A 20,150-nucleotide genomic window follows, 5' to 3' on the forward strand; every position below is an offset into this window, starting at 1 on the left:
TACTGATCATGGGATGGAATGCTGATTATACACAGAGAGGACAGGGTACCATGACGATACTTGAAACAGTCCGGGACGAGCGGCTGACGCTCTCCTTCGAAGTCTTCCCGCCGAAAACCGATGCTGCCTTTGAGGAAGTGCTGCAGGCAACGGAAGAGATCGCCGCGCTGAAGCCGTCTTTCATCTCCGTAACCTACGGAGCCGGCGGCAAGGGCGGGAAATATACCATGGAGATCGCCCGCACACTGCAGAACGCGGACGGGGTGGAAACCCTGGCCCACCTGACCTGCGTAGGCGCGGGAAAGGAAGATATCAGCACATACCTTCAGGCCATGAAAAATGCCGGGATCCGGAACATTATGGCCCTGCGGGGAGACCTGCCGGAAGGCATGACGCCGGAGGACATGAAAAAGAGTCCCTATCCCCATGCATCCGACCTGATCCGGGAAATCCGCAGGTCAGGGGATTTTTGCATCGGCGCCGCCTGCTATCCGGAAGTCCATCCTGAAAGCACGGTCCAGGCAGAGGACCTGCACTATCTGAAGGAAAAGGTGGACGCGGGAGCGGATTTCCTGACCACCCAGATGTTCTTTGACAACAACCTTTTGTATAACTTCCTGTACAAGCTGCGGGAGACGGGCGTGACGGTGCCGGTGGTGCCGGGTATTATGCCCATTACGAAAGCCAACCAGGTGAAGCGCGCCCTGAAGCTGTCCGGCAGTTTTATGCCCCGCCGGTTTACCAGCCTGGTGGACAAATTCGGTTCCTCGCCGGACGCCATGAAACGGGCCGGGATCATCTATGCCTGTGATCAGATCATCGACCTGTACGCCAACGGGATCCGGCACGTGCATGTTTATACCATGAACAAGCCGGATGTGGCTGCGGCGATCCAGAACCACCTGTCCGGTATGCTGGGGAGGGCCTTCTGATGAAGGAAGGACTGCGGCTTGCGGAGCTGGGCGTGATTCCGTTTGACGAGAAGGAGATCCTGCATTATGCCATGCTGCCCTCCTTCGCGCCGCCGCCGGAAGAGCTGCCGCTGAAGGAAAGCCTGGAGGCGGCCAAAGGCGCGGCGCAGTGCCGGGCGGTCTGGTGCCGGTTTCCGCTGAAACGGAACGGGGACGAACTGGACCTGGGTTTCGCGAAGACAACTTCCAAAGGCCTCCGGAGGCACCTGGAAGGCTGTGAAGAGATTATCCTGTTTGCCTGCACGGCAGGCGCGGAAATGGACCGCCGGATCATCCGGGCGAAGCTGGGTTCACCGGCGAAAGGCCTGCTGATGCACGCCATCGGGGCGCAGCAGGTGGAAGGCGCCTGTGACCGGCTGTGCGCGCAGCTGGCGGAGATGTTTCCGGACAAACAGCTGACGGATCGGTTTTCCCCGGGATACGGGGACCTGCCGCTTTCGATGCAGCGGGACGTGATGGAAGCACTGGACTGCGGGCGGACCGTTGGCATAACGCTGACGGACAGCCTGCTGATGACACCGAGCAAAAGTGTAACAGCCATTATCGGAATGAAAGAGAGAAAGCCTGAATGAAACTGAAGGAACTGCTGAGGAAGGGACCGTTTTTCCTGGACGGCGGCATGGGTACGCTGCTGCAGGCAAGGGGCCTGAAACCGGGCGAGGCACCGGAACGGTGGGGCATGCTCCATCCGGACGTGATCACCGATATTCAGCGGACATACTATGAAGCGGGCAGCGATATGGTGCTGACCAACACCTTCGGGGTGCATCCGCTGCGCTATGACCTGGCTGAATGCGAAGAGATGATCCGGACGGCGGTCGCCTGCGCGGACAAGGCCCGGAAGGCTGTCGGTGACGGGAAAGAACGGTTTATCGCACTGGATATCGGTCCCTGCGGACAGCTGCTGAAGCCGCTGGGCAACCTGCCCTTTGAAGAAGCGGTGCAGGGCTTTGCGGAAGTGGTGCGCATCGGCAGTAAGTACGGGGTTGACTGTGTTTTTATTGAGACCATGAATGACGGCGCGGAAGCCCGGGCAGCCCTGCTGGCGGCGAAGGAAAACTGCGACCTGCCGGTGTTGGTTTCCTGCGCTTACGGGGCGGACGGAAAGCTGATGACCGGAGGTACGCCGGAGTCAGTGGTGGCCATGCTGGAAGGCCTGGGCGCGGACGCAGTGGGCGTGAACTGCTCCCTGGGGCCGGACGCCCTGGCACCGATCGTGGAACGCTACCTGGAGGCGGCTTCGGTGCCGGTGCTGATGAAGCCCAATGCCGGCCTGCCGCAGGAAAAGGACGGCAAAACGATCTATAACGTGGGGCCGGAGGAATTCTCCGCCCAGATTATTCCGCTGATCGAAAAAGGCCTGCGGATCATCGGCGGCTGCTGCGGAACAACGCCGGATTTCATCCGGGCAGTAAAGAGCGCCTCCGAAGGCATGATCCCCGGGCCCATTGAACCGAAAGAACGTACCGTGATCGCTTCCCGGGGCCAGATCATTGAACTGGGGAAGAATCCGGTGATCATCGGCGAACGGATCAACCCGACGGGCAAAAAGCGGCTCCGCAAAGCCCTGGAAGAAGGCGACATGGCCTATGTGCTGAATGAGGCCATTGTGCAGGAGGAACACGGAGCCGAGGTGCTGGACGTGAACGTCGGCACGCCGGGCGTGGATGAACCGGCACTGCTGGAGCAGGCGGTGCAGGAACTGCAGGCGGTGACAGATCTGCCGCTGCAGTTGGACACCTCTGATCCGGAAGCGATGAGGCGGGCTCTGCGGGTATACAACGGCAAGGCCCTGATCAACTCTGTGAACGGGAAGCAGGAGGTTATGGATGCCATCTTCCCGCTGGTGCAGAAATACGGCGGGGCGGTAGTGGCCCTGACGCTGGATGAAGGCGGCATTCCCGGCACGGCGGAAGGCCGGCTGGCAATCGCTGAGCGCATCCTGAAGGAAGCGGAAAAGTACGGGATCCGTCCGAAAGACATCCTGTTTGATACCCTGACCATGACGGTCAGCACGGACGGAAACGCGGCGAAGGTAACGCTGGACGCGCTGAAGATGATCCGGGAAAAGACCGGCTGCGGCACGGTGCTGGGCGTGAGCAACGTATCTTTCGGCCTGCCGGTGCGGGAAGTGCTGGGCAGTGTTTTCCTGACGCTGGCGCTGGAAAGAGGCCTGTCCGGAGCCATTATGAACCCGCTGAACGAGCGGATGATGGGCGCGATGATCAGCTTCCGTACCCTGACGGGCCGGGATGAGAACTGCGCTGCCTATATCAAATACGCCAATGACCTGCCCACCATGCAGGCGGTAGCCCCGACGGCCGGGACCGGCCCCGCGAAGGAAACTGAAGCAAAGGGACTGCGCCGGGCGGTGGTAAAGGGACTGTGCAAGGAAGCGGCAAACCTGACCCGGACAGCCCTGGAAGAAGGACGGGACAGCCTGGACCTGGTGAAGGAAGAGATTATTCCGGCACTGGACGAGGTGGGCCAGGGCTTTGAAGCCAAGAAGATTTTCCTGCCCCAGCTGATGATGAGTGCGGAAGCCGCGGAGGCGGCCGTGGCGGAAATTAAGAAAAAAGCGGGAAACCGGGACGCGCAGGAATCCAAGGGAACCGTGGTGCTGGCAACCGTGAAGGGTGATATCCACGATATCGGCAAGAACATTGTAAAGCTGTTGCTGGAAAACTACGGGTTTACGGTGGCAGACCTGGGCAAGGACGTTCCGCCGGAAACAGTACTCGAGGCGGTGGAGCGCCTGCACGCACCGATCTGCGGCCTGAGCGCCCTGATGACCACCACAGTTCCGGCTATGGCGGAAACCGTGGCGCTGGTGCACGAGAAAGCCCCCTGGTGCCGGGTGATGGTGGGCGGCGCTGTGTTGACGGAAGAATATGCCCGGGATATCGGGGCGGACGGATACGGCAAGGACGCAATGGCCTCCGTACGCCTTGCGGAACGCTTTATGCAGGAGCAAGCCTGACGGAAGGGAGGTGTTCCGGATGAAGAAACGTCTTTTATGCCTGCTTTTGTGCCTGATGCTGTGTCCTGTGCTGGCAGCGGCAGAGGAGCCGGCGGATTTCTTTGACAATGCCGAGGCGGAAGCTGTCGGCAAGATCATCCGAACCTATGATTCACCGACACTTAAGTATACGGTGGAGCAGTTCATCATGGAAAAGGAGCGGTGCTACCTGACCCGAATCTGGGTGCAGGATCCGACCCGACAGATCCGGAAAGCCACCGCGGCATGGAAAAAGAATATCAGCCGACCCGGGTTTATCGCGGAAAAGATCCCGGAGGCGGCCGTGATCATCAACGGCAGCGGGTATGTCAGCCCGCGGTATCCGGAAATCCCGGAAAACTATCCGGGCACAAGTGAGGATTATTATTACACGCCTCTGGGCTCCCTGACCGTGACGGACGGGGAAGTCTTTCGCAACCTGGAGGGCGTACCCTATTACGGCATCACGCTGGACGCGGAAGGCCTGCAGATGTATACCGGGGAAGACAACGAGGCGGTACTGGCAACGGAACCCAGCCAGACCTGGTCCTTCTATGTCGGCTGCCCGATGCTGCGGGACAACGAGGACCTGCTGCCGGCAGACTGGAAGTTTGCTGACCAGAAGGCTGCCCGGACGATCATTGCCCGGCTGGATCAGAACAATTATGTGATCCTTACGGTTTCCACGGAGAAAAAGCGCGGCATCAGCCTGCGGCGCGCGGAGGAGTTCTTCCAGGAGAACTTCCAGGCCGAATGGGTGTATAACCTGGACGGCGGTTATTCCTCGGCACTGCTGTGCCGGACCCGGGACAAGAAAAAGCCCCGGATCATCACCGGGGGCAGCGCGAAAGTTGCTGATATCATGGCATTTACGGAATAAGAGAAGCCAGGACAGTTGTCCTGGCTTCTCTTGTTCCTGAGTGAAATATTGGCCTTCGGCCAATGTGAAATACGGCTTCGCCGTGTGAAATATGCTTCGCATGTGAAATATTCGCCGCTGTGCGGCGAATGTGACAGTTACTTAACCGCGGCGTTTCTGGCGATTAACCCGGTGGACGGGACGGCCGGTGCCATGACCGGAGGGACGGGAATGAACCTGTCCGTCTCTGCCGATTGTCACTTTGCCGGAAGGACGGGTGCGGGCAGGGCGTGAAGGCACGGCAGCAGAAACAGCCGCCTGGCGGCGCTCCGCAAGGGCGTTGCCCTGCCTGTCCAGCCTGGAAGGCCGGGGTTCCCGAACCTTGGGCGGCGTGGGGGTGGTGACCTCCATGGGCCAGTCACTTTCCTTCAGGGGGAGGCGCTTGCCAATGAGCTTTTCCACCTGGTTCAGCTGCTTCACTTCATCAATGCAGCAGAAGGAAACGGCTTTGCCTGTCCGTCCGGCACGGCCGGTACGGCCGATGCGGTGGATATAAGATTCCGGCTCCATGGGCATATCATAGTTGAACACATGGCTGAGGCCGGCCACGTCGATGCCGCGGGCAGCGATGTCCGTGGCAACCAACACCCGACATTCTCCGGTGCGGAAACGATTGAGGGCGGTCTGGCGGGCATTCTGGCTCTTGTCGCCATGGATGCCGGCAGCTTCAATTCCCTTGCGCTTCAGGTCCCGGACAATCCGGTCTACACCATGCTTGGTGCGGGAGAAGACCAGGGCGCTTTCCACTTCTGGATCCTCCAGCAGCTGCGCCAGCAGGTGCTTTTTGTTTACCTTGTCCACATAGTATAGGCACTGGTCGATGGCGTCCACGGTGGAGGTGACGGGGTCAACCTTGACGTTTTCCGGCTCTTTGAGCAGGTCCATGGCCAGCTTTTCCACTTCCGGCGGCATGGTGGCGGAGAACAGCAGGGTCTGGCGCTCTTCCGGCAGGCAGCGGACGATCTTCCGTACGTCGTGGATAAAGCCCATGTCCAGCATGCGGTCCGCTTCATCCAGCACAAAGATGTCCACCCAGTCCAGACGGACAAGGCCCTGACCCATCAGGTCCAGCAGACGTCCGGGGCAGGCGATGACGATATCGGCACCGCGGTGCAGGGCTTCCACCTGGCTGCCCTGGCCGACACCGCCGAAGATGACAGCGCTGTCCAATCCTTCGCCCTTGCCGTAGAGCTGGAAATTCTCCCAGGTCTGCAGGGCCAGTTCCCGGGTAGGAGAAAGGATCAGGGAGCGGATCACCTTGGCGTTCCGCCGCGGGGGAATCACTTTCAGCCGCTGCAGGATGGGCAGGGCAAAGGCAGCGGTCTTGCCGGTGCCGGTCTGGGCGCAGCCCAGCACATCCTTTCCCTCCAGAACCAGCGGAATGGTGGCCTGCTGGATGGGGGTCGGGGTTTCATAACCGGTATCGCGGATGTTTTTCAGAAGGGAAGGGGTTAAACCGAGATCTTTAAATTCCATATATCAGATGAGTTCCTGCAATTCTGTAAATTCATAGCTGTGGGCAGCCGCCACGTTCCTGTTGGTCAGCTTTCCGGCATAGGTGTTGACGCCGGAGCGGATCACTTCGCTCTTCCGGCAGGCTTCTTCCAGACCGGCGGCAGCGATCTCCAGACCGTATTTCACGGTGGCGTTGGTCAGGGCGATGGTGCTGGTCCGCGGCACGGCGCCAGGCATGTTGCCGACGCAGTAGTGAACCACGCCGTCCAGCTTGTAAACCGGATCGTCATGGGTGGTGACATGGGAGGATTCGCCGCAGCCGCCCTGGTCGATGGCCACATCGACGAAGACCGCGCCGTCTTTCATTTCCTTCAGGTATTTCTGCTTGAAAAGCTTCGGGGTGGAGCCGCCGGGGATCAGCACGGAGCCGATGACCAGATCCGCGTCCTTCAGCACGCGCTCCACGTTGCTGTCGTTGGAAACCAGGGTCTGGATATGGGCACCGAACATGTTGTCCAGCTCCTCCAGCCGCTTCAGGCTGATATCCAGGATGGTGACGTTGGCGCCCATGCCGACGGCGATCTTGCAGGCGTTCATACCCACGGTGCCGCCGCCGAGGATGACCACATTGGCCTTGGGGGTGCCGGGCACGCCGGCCAGCAGGATGCCTTCACCGCCGAACTTCTTTTCCAGGTACTTGGCGCCTTCCTGGATGGACAGGCGGCCGGCGATCTGGCTCATGGGAGCCAGCAGGGGCAGGGAACGGTCCTTCTCCTGCAGGGTTTCATACGCCACGGCGTTGACCTTGCCCTTCAGCAGGGCGTCGGTCTGCTGAAGATCGGCGGCCAGGTGCAGATAGGTGTAAAGGATCAGGCCTTCCCGGAAGAGGGGATATTCGCATTCCAGCGGTTCCTTGACCTTGACCATCATATCCACCAGGTGCCAGACATCCGCGGCGTTGTCGATCAGGGAAGCGCCTGCGTCCACATATTCATTGTCCGTGAATCCGGAGCCAAGGCCTGCGCCCTTCTCGATATACACATGATGTCCTGCGGCGATATAGGCGCGGACGTTGTCAGGGGTCAGGCCGACCCGGTATTCATTGTTCTTGATCTCTTTGACACAGCCGATCTTCATTTGCAATCTTCCTTTCTACTGTTTCGCAAAAGTAAGTTGTTATGCCAATAAAATAACAGAGCCGGAGAACAGGAACAAGTGACGGCTCTGTTTTTTTCCTGCACGGAAGATAATTTACAGTCCCAGGATCCGGGCAGCCTTAAGGATGCAGACCTGGGTTTTGGCATCGGAGATCTTCCCGGCCATGACGTCTTCCACCAGTTCGGAAAGGGGAATGGTGTACACGTCCAGGAATTCATCCTCATCCAGATCCTGCTTTCCCTTATGCAGTCCCCGGGCCATATACATGGTGATGTACTCGTCGCTGTAGGCGGGGGCGGGATGAAAATCGCCGATCTCCGTCCACTCGTCCGCGGTATAGCCGGTTTCCTCCCGCAGCTCCCGCTGAATAGCGGAAAGCCGGTTCTCGTCCGGGGCGTCCAGCTTGCCGGCGGGAATCTCCAGGATGACCTTATCCAGCGGATAACGGTACTGCCGCTCCATGATCACTTCGTTGTTTTCAGTGACCGGGATCACGCAGACCGCGCCGATGTGGCGGATCACTTCCCGGACGGCACTGCTGCCGTTGGAAAGGGTGACGGTGTCCCGCTTCACATGGAGGACAATGCCGTTGAAGATGTCCTCGGAAGAGGAGGGCTTTTCAACGAGACGAGCGCATTCGCTTTCGGGATCAAAGTGATAATTCATAATTCGTAATAGGGTGCCTGCTGGCAGAGTTTTACTGAAAACGTAAAAATATGACTGAAAAATGAAGAATGGCGGAGGGATGGCTCCGCCATCCTTTGAATCAAATTCGAAATGACACTTTGGTGATGTGCCTTCGGTCCGGCTGGCTGACAAACTATAATTCTGAATTAAGCCTTCGGCGCGATGGTGGCCTTGATGCGGCGGACGCCGGCGGAGGAAGACTCTTCCTTGCGGATCTTGAAGGAACCCAGGTCGCCGGTGTTGGCAGCGTGGGGACCGCCGCAGATCTCGAAGGAGTATTCACCCATCTTGTAGGTTTTGACCTTCTCGCCGTACTTGCTCTCGAACAGGCCGATAGCGCCCTTTTCCTTGGCTTCCTGGACGGTCATCTCTTCCATGACCACCGGAACATGGGCATCGATCGCCACGTTTACCAGGCGTTCCACTTCAGCGATCTCTTCGGGAGTCATCTTGCGGCCGAAGGAGAAGTCGAAGCGCAGGCGCTCGGTGGTGATGTTGGAACCCTTCTGGGCAACTTCATCGCCCAGAACCTTGCGCAGGGCAGCCTGCAGCAGGTGGGTGGCGGTGTGCAGCTTGGCGGTTTCTTCGTTCCGTTCGGTCAGGCCGCCCTTGGCAGCGCCTTCCTGCTTGCTGATCGCCTGATGCTCCTTAAAGGCTTCCGCAAAGCCGTTGGTATCCACGGTCAGGCCTTCTTCAGCGGCCAGTTCTTCAGTCAGCTCCAGCGGGAAGCCGTAGGTATCATAGAGGCGGAAAGCCTGCTTGCCGCTGATCTCGGTTTCAGGCTTGTAGGACGGATCCTTCTGGGCCATGAACTCGTTCTTGCGGCGGATGCCGGTGATGCACTTGGTGAACTCCTTCATGCCGGTAACCAGCGTCGCTTCGAAGCGGGCGGCTTCCTTCATGATCTCGTCCAGAATGTAGGCTTCCTTTTCCACCAGCAGCGGATAAGCTTCATCGTAGATCTGCTCGATGAAGATCTTGCTGACCTCGGCCAGCACGGAGGACTCGAGGCCAAGCTGGCGGGTGTAGCGGATAGCGCGGCGGAGCAGACGGCGCAGGATATAGCCGGCACCCACGTTGGAGGGCAGGATACCGTTCACATCGCCGATCAGCATGGTGGAGGTGCGGATGTGGTCCGCAACGATCCGCATGGCCTTCTGCGCTTCCGGATCATTGTCATAGCTCTTGCCGGATTTCTCTTCCAGGTGATTGATGACCGGGATGAACAGGTCGGTCTTGTAGCCGTCGGTCACGCCGTTCAGGAAGGCCAGCATACGGTCCAGACCGAAGCCGGTATCCACGTTCTTGTTCGCCAGGGGAGCATAGCCGTCAGCGTTCTTGACGTACTGCATGTACACGTCGTTACCGATCTCAACATACCGTCCGCAGCCGCAGGCCGGTCCGCAGTTGGGGCCGCAGGGCTTGTTGTGACGGGGATAGAACCACTCGTTATCGGGACCGCAGGGAGTGCCGGTGGTGCCTTCCAGTTCCCACCAGTTATCGCTCTTGGGCAGGTAGAAGATGTGCTCCGGCAGGATGCCGACGGCCTTCAGCAGGTCGGCGGTTTCGTCATCACGGGGCGCGGCATCGTTGCCCTCGAACACGGTGGAGCAGATCTCTTTGCTGTCCAGGCCGAACACCTTGGTCAGCAGGTCATAGCTCCACTGGGTCTTTTCCTTCTTGAAGTAATCTCCCAGGGACCAGTTGCCCATCATTTCAAAGAAGGTGAAATGGGTGGGGTCGCCAACGCTTTCGATGTCAACCGTACGGACGCAGCCCTGTACGTTGCACAGGCGCTTCTTTCCGCTGGGATGATCCTTACCGAGCAGGTAGGGCATCAGCGGCTGCATGCCGGCGACGTTGAACATAACGCCGGTGGTTCCATCGCCGATCAGCGACACGGCACCGATGTTGATGTGGCCCCGTTCCTCATAGAAACGGATCCAGGCGTTTCTCAGTTCCTTGGAAGAGATCTTGTTCATATACTTACACTCCTTTTGGCGGTGAAGAATACAACCGTTTTCCCACAGGGGCTGCAGCCATTTCGGGCATGCGGGCCGCGATGTGTGCGATAACTTCAATATTATATCAAACAGGGGTTTGGTTTGCAAGGCTGCTTTTCCTGTGTTCTTTCGCTCCCAATCCGTTGACTTTCATCGCCTGTGGCAGATAATGGAATGGTACAACAGCACGGTTTGGACAGAGAATGGTCTCATGTGAAACCGCGACTGGTTTTTTTATCGGAGGAATGGTATGAATTTAACACAGAAGATCCTGAACGCCCATCTGGTCAGCGGCAAGCCCGTGGCAGGGGAAGAGGTCTCCATCCGGATCGACCAGACCCTGACCCAGGACTCCACCGGCACGATGGCTTACCTGCAGTTCGAAGCCATGGGTATCGGCAGGGTCAGGACCATGAAGAGCGTTGCTTATATTGACCATAACACGCTGCAGACCGGCTTTGAGAACGCGGATGACCACCAGTACATCCAGAGCGTGACGAAGAAGCACGGCATCTTCTGTTCGAAGCCCGGCAACGGAATCTGCCACCAGGTTCACCTGGAGCGTTTCGGCGTACCCGGACTGACCCTGCTGGGCAGTGACAGCCATACCCCCACCGGCGGCGGTATCGGCATGCTGGCCATCGGCGCGGGCGGCCTGGACGTGGCTGTGGCCATGGGCGGCGGCGCCTATTACCTGACCTACCCGAAGGTGGTTGGGATCCGCCTGAGCGGCAAACTGCCCTACGGTGTGGCCGCAAAGGATATCATCCTGGAAGTGCTGCGCCGGCTGACCGTCAAGGGCGGCGTGGGCAAGGTGATGGAATACATCGGCGAGGGCGTGAAGACCCTGACCGTGCCGGAGCGCGCGACGATCGCCAACATGGGCGCGGAGCTCGGCGCGACGACCTCTGTGTTCCCCAGCGATGAAGTGACCCGCGCCTTCCTGAAGGCCCAGGGTCGGGAAGCGGACTTCCGTGAACTGGCCGCTGACGCGGACGCGGAATACGATGAGATCGTGGATATCAACCTGGACACCCTGGAGCCCCTGGTTGCCCAGCCCCATATGCCGGATAACGTGGATACCGTGAAGAACGTCGGCCCCATCAAGGTGGACCAGGTGTTCATCGGCAGCTGCACCAACTCCAGCTACCAGGATATGATGCGTGTGGCCCGGATCCTGAAGGGCAAGACCGTGCATCCGGATGTGAGCCTGGTCATCGGCCCCGGATCCAAGCAGGTGCTGACGATGCTGGCCCGCAACGGCGCGCTGGCTGAAATGCTCGGCGCCGGAGCCCGAATCCTGGAAAGTGCCTGCGGCCCCTGCATCGGCATGGGACAGAGCCCGAAGACCAATGCGATCTCCGTGCGTACCAACAACCGGAACTTCTACGCCCGCAGCGGGACTGCCTCCGCTGGTATTTACCTGACCAGCTGCGAAACCGCCGCCATCACGGCGCTGACCGGTGTGCTTTCCGATCCCCGGACGCTGGACCTGGACCTGACGGTTGAACAGCCGAAGGAATTTGAAGTGAATGACAACCTGGTGATCCCGCCGGTGGCGGAAGGCCAGGAGGATACCGTGGACGTGGTCCGCGGCCCGAATATCAAGCCCTTCCCGCTGGGACACGACCTGGAGAACGCGGTAACCGGCAAGGTTCTGCTGAAGATGGAAGACAACATCACCACAGACCATATCATGCCCAGCAACGCGAAACTGCTGCCCTTCCGCAGCAACATCCCGCATCTGGCTGATTTCTGCCTGACCCCCGTGGATGAGACATTCCCGGCACGGGCCAAGGAAGAAAAGGGCGGCATCCTGGTAGCCGGCGCCAACTACGGCCAGGGCTCCAGCCGCGAACACGCGGCCCTGGTGCCGCTGTACCTGGGCATCCGGGCGGTGGCGGCCAAGAGCTTTGCCCGTATCCACCAGGCTAACCTGATCAACAACGGCATCCTGCCGCTGACCTTCGCGGATGAAAAGGACTACGACCGGATCGACCAGGGCGATACCCTGACCCTGCCGGGCATCCGTGAAAAGATTGAAGCCGGGGAAGAGATCCTCGAGCTGAAGAACGAGACGAAGAACGAGACCTACGCCGTGAAGATGCCGCTGACCGAACGCCAGCGCGGCATGATCCTCTCCGGCGGACTGATCAACTACATCCGCTCTCACAGCTGAACAGTATAAGAAAGAGGCACGGTCCGACAGGAACCGTGCCTCATCTTATATTCGTTTCTTTACTCCAGGACCAGCAGGACATTGCTGTGGAATTCCTTTTCGTTATGGGAGAATTCCGCTTTGCCGTGATACTTTTCCGCGGAAGCCCGGACGGAGTTGAGACCGATGCCGTTTCCGCTGTGACGGAGGGACAGATACACACCGTTCCGCTCCCGGACCTGACCGTTGAAGCTGTTGGTTGCCACGATATAGAGGCGGTGATTCTGCGTCAGGCCCGAAAGGGACAGCATTCTCTCTTCTTCCGGCAGGTCCATGCAGGCAGCGATGGCGTTTTCCAGGATGTTGCCGACGATGGTACACAGATCCACATCTGAAACGGAGATTTTCCGGGGAAGGTCGAAACGGAAGGAAGCGCGGATACTGCTTTCCTTTGCTTTTCCGGCGTAGAAGTTCAGCAGGGCGTTCAGCGCCCTGTTCGGACAGTACTGCTTTGTTTCCGGGCTGGGAAGGGAATCATAATACTCATCGATATACTCGCCCAGGCGGGAATAGGACCCCTCATGATAGAGGTTCTTCATGGTCAGGATGTGCTGACGGAAATCATGACGGGCGCGGGAAAAAGACTCCATGTATTCCTGCTGGGACTCAAACTGGCTCTCCTGCATCTCCAGCATCCGGACCCGTTCCATTGTGCGGGACGCGTTCATAACGCCCATAACAATCTGGTAGTAGATGACGCACAGCAGGTTCCACAGGATCAGGAAGGAAAAGATGGAGAACAGGAAAGACCGGAAGACATTGTTCACAAACAGGGTCTCATACTTCAGAGGCCGGATGAACAGGTTGCAGATGATCAGCACAGCAGAGAAGGGAAGGGTCATAAACCAGATCTTCTGCAGGTTCAGAAGATCCATCAGCCTGCTGCCGTATTTCAGGAAGGGAAAAGCCAGGATCCCGGCGGCCAGGGCGTTGACGCCCAGCTGGAGCAGGGCGGAACGGACGCTGAGGGTGTCCGCACCGATAGAAGGATCCATGGAGGCTTCGATGGCGCAGGTCAGGTTGCAGAGAATGGCCATCAGGGCGCAGACAGACAGGAAAGTGGACAGGGACTTGCTGACAGGGCATTTCAGGCAGAACTGATAGAACCCGAAAAAGACCAGCAGCAGGGGCAGCAGGACATAGTTGATGTCCAGCGAGAAATGCCAGGTGACAAAAGCGGCCAGCGGCAGGGAAACCGTGTTCAGGGCAGTCATGATCAGGATGGTCCTTTTCCAGCCGCGCCGGAACTGGTGGCACATGGGCAGCAGGCACAGGGCCTGGGCGGGAATGACCATCATAAATGAGAGCAGGGCGGGAATCACGGGTTATTGCCTCCATCCGCCATGCTTTCACGGCGTATCTTTGAGAAAGTATAGTCTGTCCAGAGCTGCTCGATTCTCCGGCGGTTCCGGACGCTGATCGGGAGACGAAGATCTCCCTGGAGACAGCAGGTGTTGCCGGAGATGTCGGTGATATAGTCCATGTTGACAATGACGCCCCGGAGGACCTGCAGGAAACGGCCATCCTGCTCCAGCTGCGGCCAGATGGAGGAAAGCGTCATCCGCGGACGGTACTGCATCTTCTGGCGGCTGTGGATGACCAGATAGTTCCGGTCGGCGGTCAGGCAGACCAGGTCATTATAAGGAAGGGAGATTTCCGTTTTGCCGGCGGAAAACTGCAGGGACGGACGTGTATCGCGCAGGTGCCTGCGGAGAAGACGGTCCATGACCCGGTATACCGCTTCGGAACCTTCATCCTTGTTGATGTAGTCATAAACGTGCAGGTGAATGGCCTGGGCCTGGTGCTCGTTGCTGGTGGTCAGGAAGACCAGACAGACATCCTCATCGGTTTCCCGGATCTTCGCGGCGGTTTCAATACCGGACATGCCGTCCATGAAGACATCGAGGAATATGACGGAAAAGCGGGTGGAAACGCTGGCTTCCAGCAGCGCCTCCCCGCTTGGGAAAGCATGAATATCAAAATGAAGACCATTCCGGAAAGCAAAGTCACTCAATGCTTCGGAAAGCTTTTTCCGGGCGTCCGGACGATCATCGGCAAGTGCAATGTGCATGCGCTGTTTCCTCCTTTACCTGTGCGGCGCACGGAACACAGTATAACACTCGTCCCGGATTTTTGCCACTCGTCCCAGTTTTCTTGTACGGAAAATACTGTCGGCATACAATATCCGGCGGACAGAACGGAGGTATATAGATATGAAGAAAGCGTGTATTGGCTTTGCTGTGCTGCTGGCACTGCTTCTTGCCGTAGCAGCTGCCTGCGCCGAAACCACCACCCTGCTGGTTTACATGTGCGGAACAGACCTGCAGGAAGATGCCTGCCAGGACCTGGTGGAGATGGCGGAAGTGGAAGCCGGGGATTCCATCAATGTGGTGGTGCTGGCCGGCGGCGCGAAGGAATGGCTTCTGGATGACCTGAAGGCCAATTCCCGGACGCTGGCTGTGATCCGGGACGGATATTTTGAAGAACTGCAGGACTGGGGCCGCGGCTCCATGGGCGACCCGGACAGCCTGGAGCAGTTCCTGAGCTTCGGCCTGAAAGAGTATCCGGCAGACCGGACGGTCGCGGTGCTGTGGGACCATGGTGCCGGTTCGGAAGGCGGCGTCTGCTTTGACGAGACTGCCGGGGATGACGGCCTGACCATTGTGGAGATTAATGAGGCACTTGAAAATCTGGAAAAGAGCGTGCCGGATTTCCATATTGATATTTTCGGCTGCGATGCCTGTATGATGGGTACCTATGAGATGGCGGCCATGCTGGCCGGGCATCCGGTTGACTTTTATGTGGCCAGTGAGGAACTGGAACCGGGAACCGGCTGGAATTATACCGGCTGGCTGGAGATGCTGAAGGATGATCCCGGTATTTCCAATGAAGACCTGTGCGGCGCGATCATTGATACTTTCATGGAAGCCGGACTGGCGAACGATCCGGACGATTACCTGACGCTGAGCGCGGTGCGGCTGTCCAAGGTCGGCGAGCTGGCGAAGAGCATGGAACAGTTTGCTTCCGTGATGACCGGGGAAATTGAGGGCGGCAACCTGTCCTTTATCCGCCGCGGACGCAGCCGGATGTATACCTTCGGCTCCTTTGATGACGGAAGCTGGGACATGGTGGACCTGGGCGCTGTGCTGGATGCCTACGCGCAGTTTGATACGGCAAAAGCCGCGGAGGCACGAAAGTGCCTGTCCGAAGCGGTGATCGCCAGCGCGCAGACGGACAACCTGGATACCTGCTGCGGCCTGTCCATCCTGATGCCCCAGGATACGGCTGAATCTTTTGATGAATATCGGGAAGGCTTCAACCTGACAGGAGTGATCCCCAACTGGGTGGAGTTTGTGAACGGATATGTGAGCGAACTGGTAGGCGGAAACTATCATTTCTCCGCTTCCGGAACCTGCCAGGTCGGCGCGGATACCATTGATACGCAGAGCATGATGTCCTCCTATTCCTCCATTTACGGCGGGTTCCTCTGGGACGACGAAGAGGAATGCTATGAGGAAGAAGAGGGATACAGCTGGTGGGATGATTTCAGCTATGACGATGATGACCAGGGCTTTACCGCGGAGCTGAGCCAGGAGGACCTGGCATATCTGGACTATGTGGAAGGTATGCTGCTGATGGACATGAGCGATGACGAGATGGAATGCTATGTGGACTTCGGCACGATGCAGAACAACCTGGTGGACTGGAACACCGGTACAGTGGTCAGCCTGTTTGACGGTACCTGGCCGGTGTTCGGCGGGCAGCCGGTTCCACTGTACGACCAGACCAGCAATGATCACAGCCGCCGGAGCCTGATTCCGGTGAAGCTGAACGGTGAGTATACCTACCTGGTGGTCGTGTTCCCGGCAAACGGCACAGAGGGCCGGATCATCGGCGCAAATGCCGGTTATGATGATAATGGCCTGCCGATCCGTACCACAACACGGCTGAAGAACGGGGATGAGATTATCCCGGTCTATACCATGTATTATGAGGAAGACGGCAAGGAAGACCTGCAGGAAACGGAGTTTGAGGGTGACCCGATCATCTGGCAGGACGGCATGACCGTTACCTATGAGGATATGGGCGATGAGGAAGAACCGACACCCATGCTCTTCTGCTTTGTTTTCAACGATATTTTCGGTGATTACACCATGAGCGATATGATCGCTTTTGAACTGTGATCTAAGGACAGGGACGGGTTCTGCAACTCGTCCCTGTTTTACGGACATTTGTCCCAGTTTTGTTGATTCAGGAAAGGAAAAAACCTATTATATACAACGTTGTGTGAGCCGAAAGGCCTAAAAAACGGGAGAATGACTCCCGAAAAGAAAGAAGAGGAACCCAATGAAGAAACTGGTAGTACTGATCCTGGCCCTGTGCATGCTGTGCTCTGCTGCTTTTGCTGCTGACCTGAATTGGTCCGACGTTGAAGAAGCTGCTTCCCAGATCGCCGGCGAGTTCAAGACCTTTGACGAAATCAGCGTCAAGATCTGGATCCCCGACACTCTGCAGGCTGTTGAGCTGAGCGATGACGACCGTGAAAACGGCTACATTGGATATTTCGCTGACGAGAACTCTGCTGTTGCTGTTCAGTATGTCGATATGAACGGCATGAGCCTGGAAGAATACGAAGCTGCGCTGAAGGAAGACGCAGAAGTTTCCGAAATCGAAGCCGGCACCGTAAACGGCCTGCCTGCTCTGAGCTACATGCTCAAGGAAAAGGATGTTGCCTGCGTGGCTTTCACCACTGAAATGGGTTATATCCTGGAAGTCACTTGCGGCAAGCTGTCTGATGAAAACCTTTCTTCTGTTGTTGCTTATATCGTCAGCTCCATCCAGTCCGCCAAATAAAAAACAAGATTCATAAAGGAAAGAAGAGGAAAAACCTATGAAGAAGCTGTTTGCCCTGCTCCTGGCCCTGTGCCTGATGCTGTGCGCCTGCGCGTACGCCGAAGAAACCAATGAAATCAACTGGGCCGATGTTGAAGAAAAGGCCGCCCAGATCGAAGGTCAGTTTGCTCCGATCGCCGATCTCGGCGTCATGATGTACATCCCTTCCATCTTCGGAAGCGTGGAAGTTTCTGACGAGCAGAAGGCTGCCGGCGTGATCGCCCTGCTGAGCACCGCCGACGGTGCCGGCCGTATCTCCTTCACCTATCAGGACCTGGGCGAAATGGACGGCGATGCTTTTGTGGCTGAGCTGGAAAAAGCCGGTGCCACAGACATTGAAGTGGCTGTCCTGAACGGCCGTAATGCCCTGTCCTATGACCTGGTTGTGAACGGCGTGAAGTCCTCCAACGTGGTTATCGATGTGGACGAGACCAAGATCCTGACCATCAGCTTTGCTCCCATGGACGATGAAGGCTTTGCTGAACTGGCCGGCATCCTGACCGCTTCCATCCAGGACGCTCAGTAATTTACAGCTTATACAGCCAGGACGTACCGAAGACACGGTACGTCCTGTTTTATTGCAATGAATGGCTAAAACCGGTATAATACACGGGAAAAGATGGACAGGAGGAAAACCTGCATGAAGATTTCCGCGGCACTGAAAGACGCGTTCCGGGTATATTTCGACCGCTTCGGGGCAACCGTGAAATTCCTGGTTGTGGAGGCCTGCATTACGCTGGCTGCCGTTACCCCGCTGCTGTTCCTGACGGATGACAAGCTGAAGATGCTTGCGCTGCTGGCGGTTCCTTTCTGGATCCTGCTGGTTTTCTGGGCGCGGGTGAACGCGGCAGATGCCATGCGGGATGCTTTTGGTGAAGGCAGCCTGTTCAGCTACCGGCTGGTGGATCCTTCCTCCTATGGGAAGAAGCTGCTTTACGGGCTGAAGCGTGCCCTGATGCTGCTGTTCTGGGCAGCTCCGCTGATCGCCTGTGTGGTGATCGTCCGGATCCACATGGCAGGCACAACGGACGGCATTACCGTAATGCGTATGATCAAGAGTTTCGGCGGCGGGGAGCTGATGACAGGTATCCTGTACCTGATCCTGATCCTTGTGGCAGCGCTGCTCCTGCTGGCTTTCGGATGCGCCTTCCACAGCGGTGACCGGCACGCGTTTGTCCGGAATAATCCAAAACTGGTAAAGGGACATCATGGAAAGATCGTGCTTTGCTGGCTGAGTTCCCTGATTGCCCTGCTGCCGATCATTATCGCGATCGTTGCGGTGATCATCCGTTACCTGCCGGCACTGAAGAACCTGAACGCCATTATCACAAATACAATGTCCCTGCCGTCCCTCAGGGGAACCCTGATCATTCTTGCGGTTGGCGCGATCCTGACGATCCCGCTGCTGCCGCTTCGTTCCCTGATCCCTGCTGCTTTTGTCAACGGCCTGGAGAAGGAGTAAGAATACCGGTATGAAGATGAGACTGGACCGCTGGCTGGCGACGCTGTCTGTCGGCAGCCGGAGTGAAGTCAAACAATGGATCCGCGGCGGTCAGGCAGCGGTGAATGGGCGGGTCATCCGGGATCCCGCCCTTTCTTTTGAAACAGAGGAAGACAGCCTGGCGGTGAACGGAAAGCCCCTGGACGGACGGGTGGTCCGCCATGTGATGCTGCATAAGCCCGCCGGACTGCTGACTGCGGCCCGGGACGCGAAACAACCCACGGTGATGGACCTGCTGCCGCCGGTTTACCGGAGTATCGGCTGTATGCCTGTGGGCCGGCTGGATAAGGACACGACGGGACTGCTGGTGCTGACCTGCGACGGGGAACTGAACCACCGGCTGCTGAGCCCCGGAAGGCATGTGGACAAGCGGTACCGGGCGCTGGTGGAAGGCGAACTGGAGCCGAAAGACATTGAAACCTTCGCGGCGGGTATGGACCTGGGAGACTTTACCGCACAGCCGGCGAAACTGACGATCCTGAAACCGTCCCTGGCAGAGGTGGTTATTTCTGAGGGAAAGTTCCACCAGGTAAAGCGGATGTTTTCCGCTGTGGGCCATGAGGTACTGGAGCTGCACCGCTGTGCTTTCGGTCCGCTGGAGCTGGATCCGGAACTGGCGGAAGGACAGTGGCGGGAACTGACAGACGAAGAGCTGAAAGCCCTGCGGGAGGCCGCAGGCATGGGGGACGCATGAACGATCATTATTACACCCGGGTACCGCAGAGCGAATCAAAGCCTGTGGACTGCGCGTTTGCTTACCGGGGCCTGAACCTGACCTTCCGGACGGACGCGGGCGTGTTTTCCAAGGGAGAGGTGGATACCGGCACCCGGCTTTTGCTGGAAGCGCTGCCGGAGGATATGAAAGGCGATATCCTGGACCTGGGCTGCGGCTGGGGCGTGATCGGGATCACCATTGCGCGGAAGTGGCCGGAAACCCGGGTCACCATGGCGGACGTGAACACCCGTGCGCTGGACCTGAGCCGGGACAACGCGAAACGGAACAAGGCGGAAGTCACCTGCATCGAGAGCGACGGCATGGCTGCCGTGGAGGGAAAGACTTTTGACGCGGTGGTGACCAACCCGCCGATCCGGGCAGGGAAACAGGTGATCTACAAGATGTTCGCGGATGCAGCAAAGAGCCTGAATCCCGGCGGGGCGCTGTATCTGGTGATCCGGAAACAGCAAGGCGCGGAAAGCTGCATGAAGTACCTGAAGACTCTGTTTGACAGCGTTGAGAAGCTGGACAAATCAGGCGGATTCTGGATCCTGAAGGCTTCCGAACCAAAGGCATGAGATATCTGAACGGACCCGGCTGATGAATACCGGATCCGTTTTTTTGTTCAAAGA

At 58.0% G+C, this 20,150-nt stretch carries 17 protein-coding genes; 11 read left to right on the forward strand and 6 right to left on the reverse strand.

The annotated features are described in order from the left end of the window. The first annotated feature begins 50 nt into the window (after nucleotides 1-50). Genes metF through JYE50_RS13680 form a run of 4 tightly spaced genes read left to right on the forward strand, consistent with a single transcriptional unit; the run spans nucleotide 51 to nucleotide 4,849 of the window. Nucleotides 51-932 carry a methylenetetrahydrofolate reductase [NAD(P)H] gene (gene metF / locus JYE50_RS13665; protein WP_084096149.1) on the forward strand — a complete coding sequence of 294 codons (882 nt, stop codon included), beginning with the start codon at nucleotides 51-53 and terminating at the stop codon, nucleotides 930-932. Further along, the gene (locus JYE50_RS13670) at nucleotides 932-1,543 is read left to right on the forward strand and encodes a vitamin B12 dependent-methionine synthase activation domain-containing protein (protein WP_084096150.1); all 612 of its coding nucleotides are present in this window, start codon (nucleotides 932-934) and stop codon (nucleotides 1,541-1,543) included. The genes metF and JYE50_RS13670 overlap by 1 nt, the downstream gene beginning before the upstream one ends. Continuing rightward, nucleotides 1,540-3,951: a homocysteine S-methyltransferase family protein gene (locus JYE50_RS13675; protein WP_084096151.1), complete on the forward strand. Its 2,412-nt coding sequence runs from the start codon at nucleotides 1,540-1,542 to the stop codon at nucleotides 3,949-3,951. The genes JYE50_RS13670 and JYE50_RS13675 overlap by 4 nt, the downstream gene beginning before the upstream one ends. A gap of 19 nt (nucleotides 3,952-3,970) precedes the next feature. Continuing rightward, nucleotides 3,971-4,849 carry a phosphodiester glycosidase family protein gene (locus JYE50_RS13680; protein ID WP_179138354.1) on the forward strand — a complete coding sequence of 293 codons (879 nt, stop codon included), beginning with the start codon at nucleotides 3,971-3,973 and terminating at the stop codon, nucleotides 4,847-4,849. 141 nt (nucleotides 4,850-4,990) lie between these two features. Here JYE50_RS13680 and JYE50_RS13685 read toward each other — a convergent pair whose 3' ends face one another. The 4 genes from JYE50_RS13685 to JYE50_RS13700 form a co-directional block, all read right to left on the reverse strand. Beyond that, nucleotides 4,991-6,364 (reverse strand): DEAD/DEAH box helicase, encoded by a 1,374-nt coding sequence (locus tag JYE50_RS13685; protein WP_084096153.1) that lies wholly within the window; start codon nucleotides 6,362-6,364, stop codon nucleotides 4,991-4,993. 3 nt (nucleotides 6,365-6,367) lie between these two features. After that, nucleotides 6,368-7,480, reverse strand: coding sequence for an alanine dehydrogenase (gene ald / locus JYE50_RS13690; protein WP_084096154.1), 1,113 nt, complete (start codon nucleotides 7,478-7,480; stop codon nucleotides 6,368-6,370). A gap of 114 nt (nucleotides 7,481-7,594) precedes the next feature. Further along, on the reverse strand, nucleotides 7,595-8,167 hold the full coding sequence (locus JYE50_RS13695) for an NUDIX domain-containing protein (RefSeq protein ID WP_084096155.1): 573 nt from the start codon (nucleotides 8,165-8,167) through the stop codon (nucleotides 7,595-7,597). A 167-nt stretch (nucleotides 8,168-8,334) separates the two neighbouring features. Then, on the reverse strand, nucleotides 8,335-10,170 hold the full coding sequence (locus JYE50_RS13700) for an alanine--tRNA ligase (RefSeq protein ID WP_283399222.1): 1,836 nt from the start codon (nucleotides 10,168-10,170) through the stop codon (nucleotides 8,335-8,337). A 271-nt stretch (nucleotides 10,171-10,441) separates the two neighbouring features. Between JYE50_RS13700 and JYE50_RS13705 the strand changes: the two genes are divergently transcribed. After that, complete coding sequence (locus JYE50_RS13705) at nucleotides 10,442-12,370, forward strand: aconitate hydratase (RefSeq protein ID WP_084096156.1); 1,929 nt, start codon at nucleotides 10,442-10,444, stop codon at nucleotides 12,368-12,370. A gap of 59 nt (nucleotides 12,371-12,429) precedes the next feature. Here JYE50_RS13705 and JYE50_RS13710 read toward each other — a convergent pair whose 3' ends face one another. Together JYE50_RS13710 and JYE50_RS13715 are read right to left on the reverse strand one after the other, a co-directional pair. Beyond that, nucleotides 12,430-13,731 (reverse strand): ATP-binding protein, encoded by a 1,302-nt coding sequence (locus JYE50_RS13710; RefSeq protein ID WP_084096157.1) that lies wholly within the window; start codon nucleotides 13,729-13,731, stop codon nucleotides 12,430-12,432. Further along, a complete protein-coding gene (locus tag JYE50_RS13715) occupies nucleotides 13,728-14,480 on the reverse strand; it encodes a LytR/AlgR family response regulator transcription factor (protein WP_084096158.1) in 753 nt (250 codons plus the stop codon). The genes JYE50_RS13710 and JYE50_RS13715 overlap by 4 nt, the downstream gene beginning before the upstream one ends. Before the next feature lie 142 nt (nucleotides 14,481-14,622). On the opposite strand from JYE50_RS13715, the gene JYE50_RS13720 reads away from it, so the two are divergent. The 6 genes from JYE50_RS13720 (at nucleotide 14,623) to JYE50_RS13745 (ending at nucleotide 20,096) form a co-directional block, all read left to right on the forward strand. Continuing rightward, nucleotides 14,623-16,593 carry a clostripain-related cysteine peptidase gene (locus JYE50_RS13720; protein WP_084096159.1) on the forward strand — a complete coding sequence of 657 codons (1,971 nt, stop codon included), beginning with the start codon at nucleotides 14,623-14,625 and terminating at the stop codon, nucleotides 16,591-16,593. A gap of 163 nt (nucleotides 16,594-16,756) precedes the next feature. Beyond that, nucleotides 16,757-17,263 (forward strand): hypothetical protein, encoded by a 507-nt coding sequence (locus JYE50_RS13725; protein WP_084096160.1) that lies wholly within the window; start codon nucleotides 16,757-16,759, stop codon nucleotides 17,261-17,263. Nucleotides 17,264-17,300: 37 nt separating this feature from the next. Then, nucleotides 17,301-17,828, forward strand: a complete 528-nt coding sequence (locus JYE50_RS13730) for a hypothetical protein (RefSeq protein ID WP_084096161.1) — start codon at nucleotides 17,301-17,303, stop codon at nucleotides 17,826-17,828. 114 nt (nucleotides 17,829-17,942) lie between these two features. Further along, the gene (locus tag JYE50_RS13735; protein ID WP_084096162.1) at nucleotides 17,943-18,764 is read left to right on the forward strand and encodes a hypothetical protein; all 822 of its coding nucleotides are present in this window, start codon (nucleotides 17,943-17,945) and stop codon (nucleotides 18,762-18,764) included. A 10-nt stretch (nucleotides 18,765-18,774) separates the two neighbouring features. Beyond that, the gene (locus JYE50_RS13740; RefSeq protein ID WP_283399223.1) at nucleotides 18,775-19,497 is read left to right on the forward strand and encodes a pseudouridine synthase; all 723 of its coding nucleotides are present in this window, start codon (nucleotides 18,775-18,777) and stop codon (nucleotides 19,495-19,497) included. Beyond that, nucleotides 19,494-20,096, forward strand: a complete 603-nt coding sequence (locus JYE50_RS13745; RefSeq protein ID WP_084096163.1) for a class I SAM-dependent methyltransferase — start codon at nucleotides 19,494-19,496, stop codon at nucleotides 20,094-20,096. Before JYE50_RS13740 ends, JYE50_RS13745 begins: the two co-directional genes overlap by 4 nt. Nucleotides 20,097-20,150: the final 54 nt, after the last annotated feature.

The organism is Aristaeella lactis (assembly GCF_018118585.1).
GTDB classification, from domain to species: domain Bacteria; phylum Bacillota; class Clostridia; order Christensenellales; family Aristaeellaceae; genus Aristaeella; species Aristaeella lactis.

Excerpts from the sequence above, each read along its gene's own strand:
- metF (WP_084096149.1), top strand. The coding sequence starts at position 51 with ATGACGATACTTGAAACAGTCCGGGACGAGCGGCTGACGCTCTCCTTC.
- JYE50_RS13670 (WP_084096150.1), top strand. The coding sequence starts at position 932 with ATGAAGGAAGGACTGCGGCTTGCGGAGCTGGGCGTGATTCCGTTTGAC.
- JYE50_RS13675 (WP_084096151.1), top strand. The coding sequence starts at position 1,540 with ATGAAACTGAAGGAACTGCTGAGGAAGGGACCGTTTTTCCTGGACGGC.
- JYE50_RS13680 (WP_179138354.1), top strand. The coding sequence starts at position 3,971 with ATGAAGAAACGTCTTTTATGCCTGCTTTTGTGCCTGATGCTGTGTCCT.
- JYE50_RS13685 (WP_084096153.1), bottom strand. The coding sequence starts at position 6,364 with ATGGAATTTAAAGATCTCGGTTTAACCCCTTCCCTTCTGAAAAACATC.
- ald (WP_084096154.1), bottom strand. The coding sequence starts at position 7,480 with ATGAAGATCGGCTGTGTCAAAGAGATCAAGAACAATGAATACCGGGTC.
- JYE50_RS13695 (WP_084096155.1), bottom strand. The coding sequence starts at position 8,167 with ATGAATTATCACTTTGATCCCGAAAGCGAATGCGCTCGTCTCGTTGAA.
- JYE50_RS13700 (WP_283399222.1), bottom strand. The coding sequence starts at position 10,170 with ATGAACAAGATCTCTTCCAAGGAACTGAGAAACGCCTGGATCCGTTTC.
- JYE50_RS13705 (WP_084096156.1), top strand. The coding sequence starts at position 10,442 with ATGAATTTAACACAGAAGATCCTGAACGCCCATCTGGTCAGCGGCAAG.
- JYE50_RS13715 (WP_084096158.1), bottom strand. The coding sequence starts at position 14,480 with ATGCACATTGCACTTGCCGATGATCGTCCGGACGCCCGGAAAAAGCTT.
- JYE50_RS13720 (WP_084096159.1), top strand. The coding sequence starts at position 14,623 with ATGAAGAAAGCGTGTATTGGCTTTGCTGTGCTGCTGGCACTGCTTCTT.
- JYE50_RS13725 (WP_084096160.1), top strand. The coding sequence starts at position 16,757 with ATGAAGAAACTGGTAGTACTGATCCTGGCCCTGTGCATGCTGTGCTCT.
- JYE50_RS13730 (WP_084096161.1), top strand. The coding sequence starts at position 17,301 with ATGAAGAAGCTGTTTGCCCTGCTCCTGGCCCTGTGCCTGATGCTGTGC.
- JYE50_RS13735 (WP_084096162.1), top strand. The coding sequence starts at position 17,943 with ATGAAGATTTCCGCGGCACTGAAAGACGCGTTCCGGGTATATTTCGAC.
- JYE50_RS13740 (WP_283399223.1), top strand. The coding sequence starts at position 18,775 with ATGAAGATGAGACTGGACCGCTGGCTGGCGACGCTGTCTGTCGGCAGC.
- JYE50_RS13745 (WP_084096163.1), top strand. The coding sequence starts at position 19,494 with ATGAACGATCATTATTACACCCGGGTACCGCAGAGCGAATCAAAGCCT.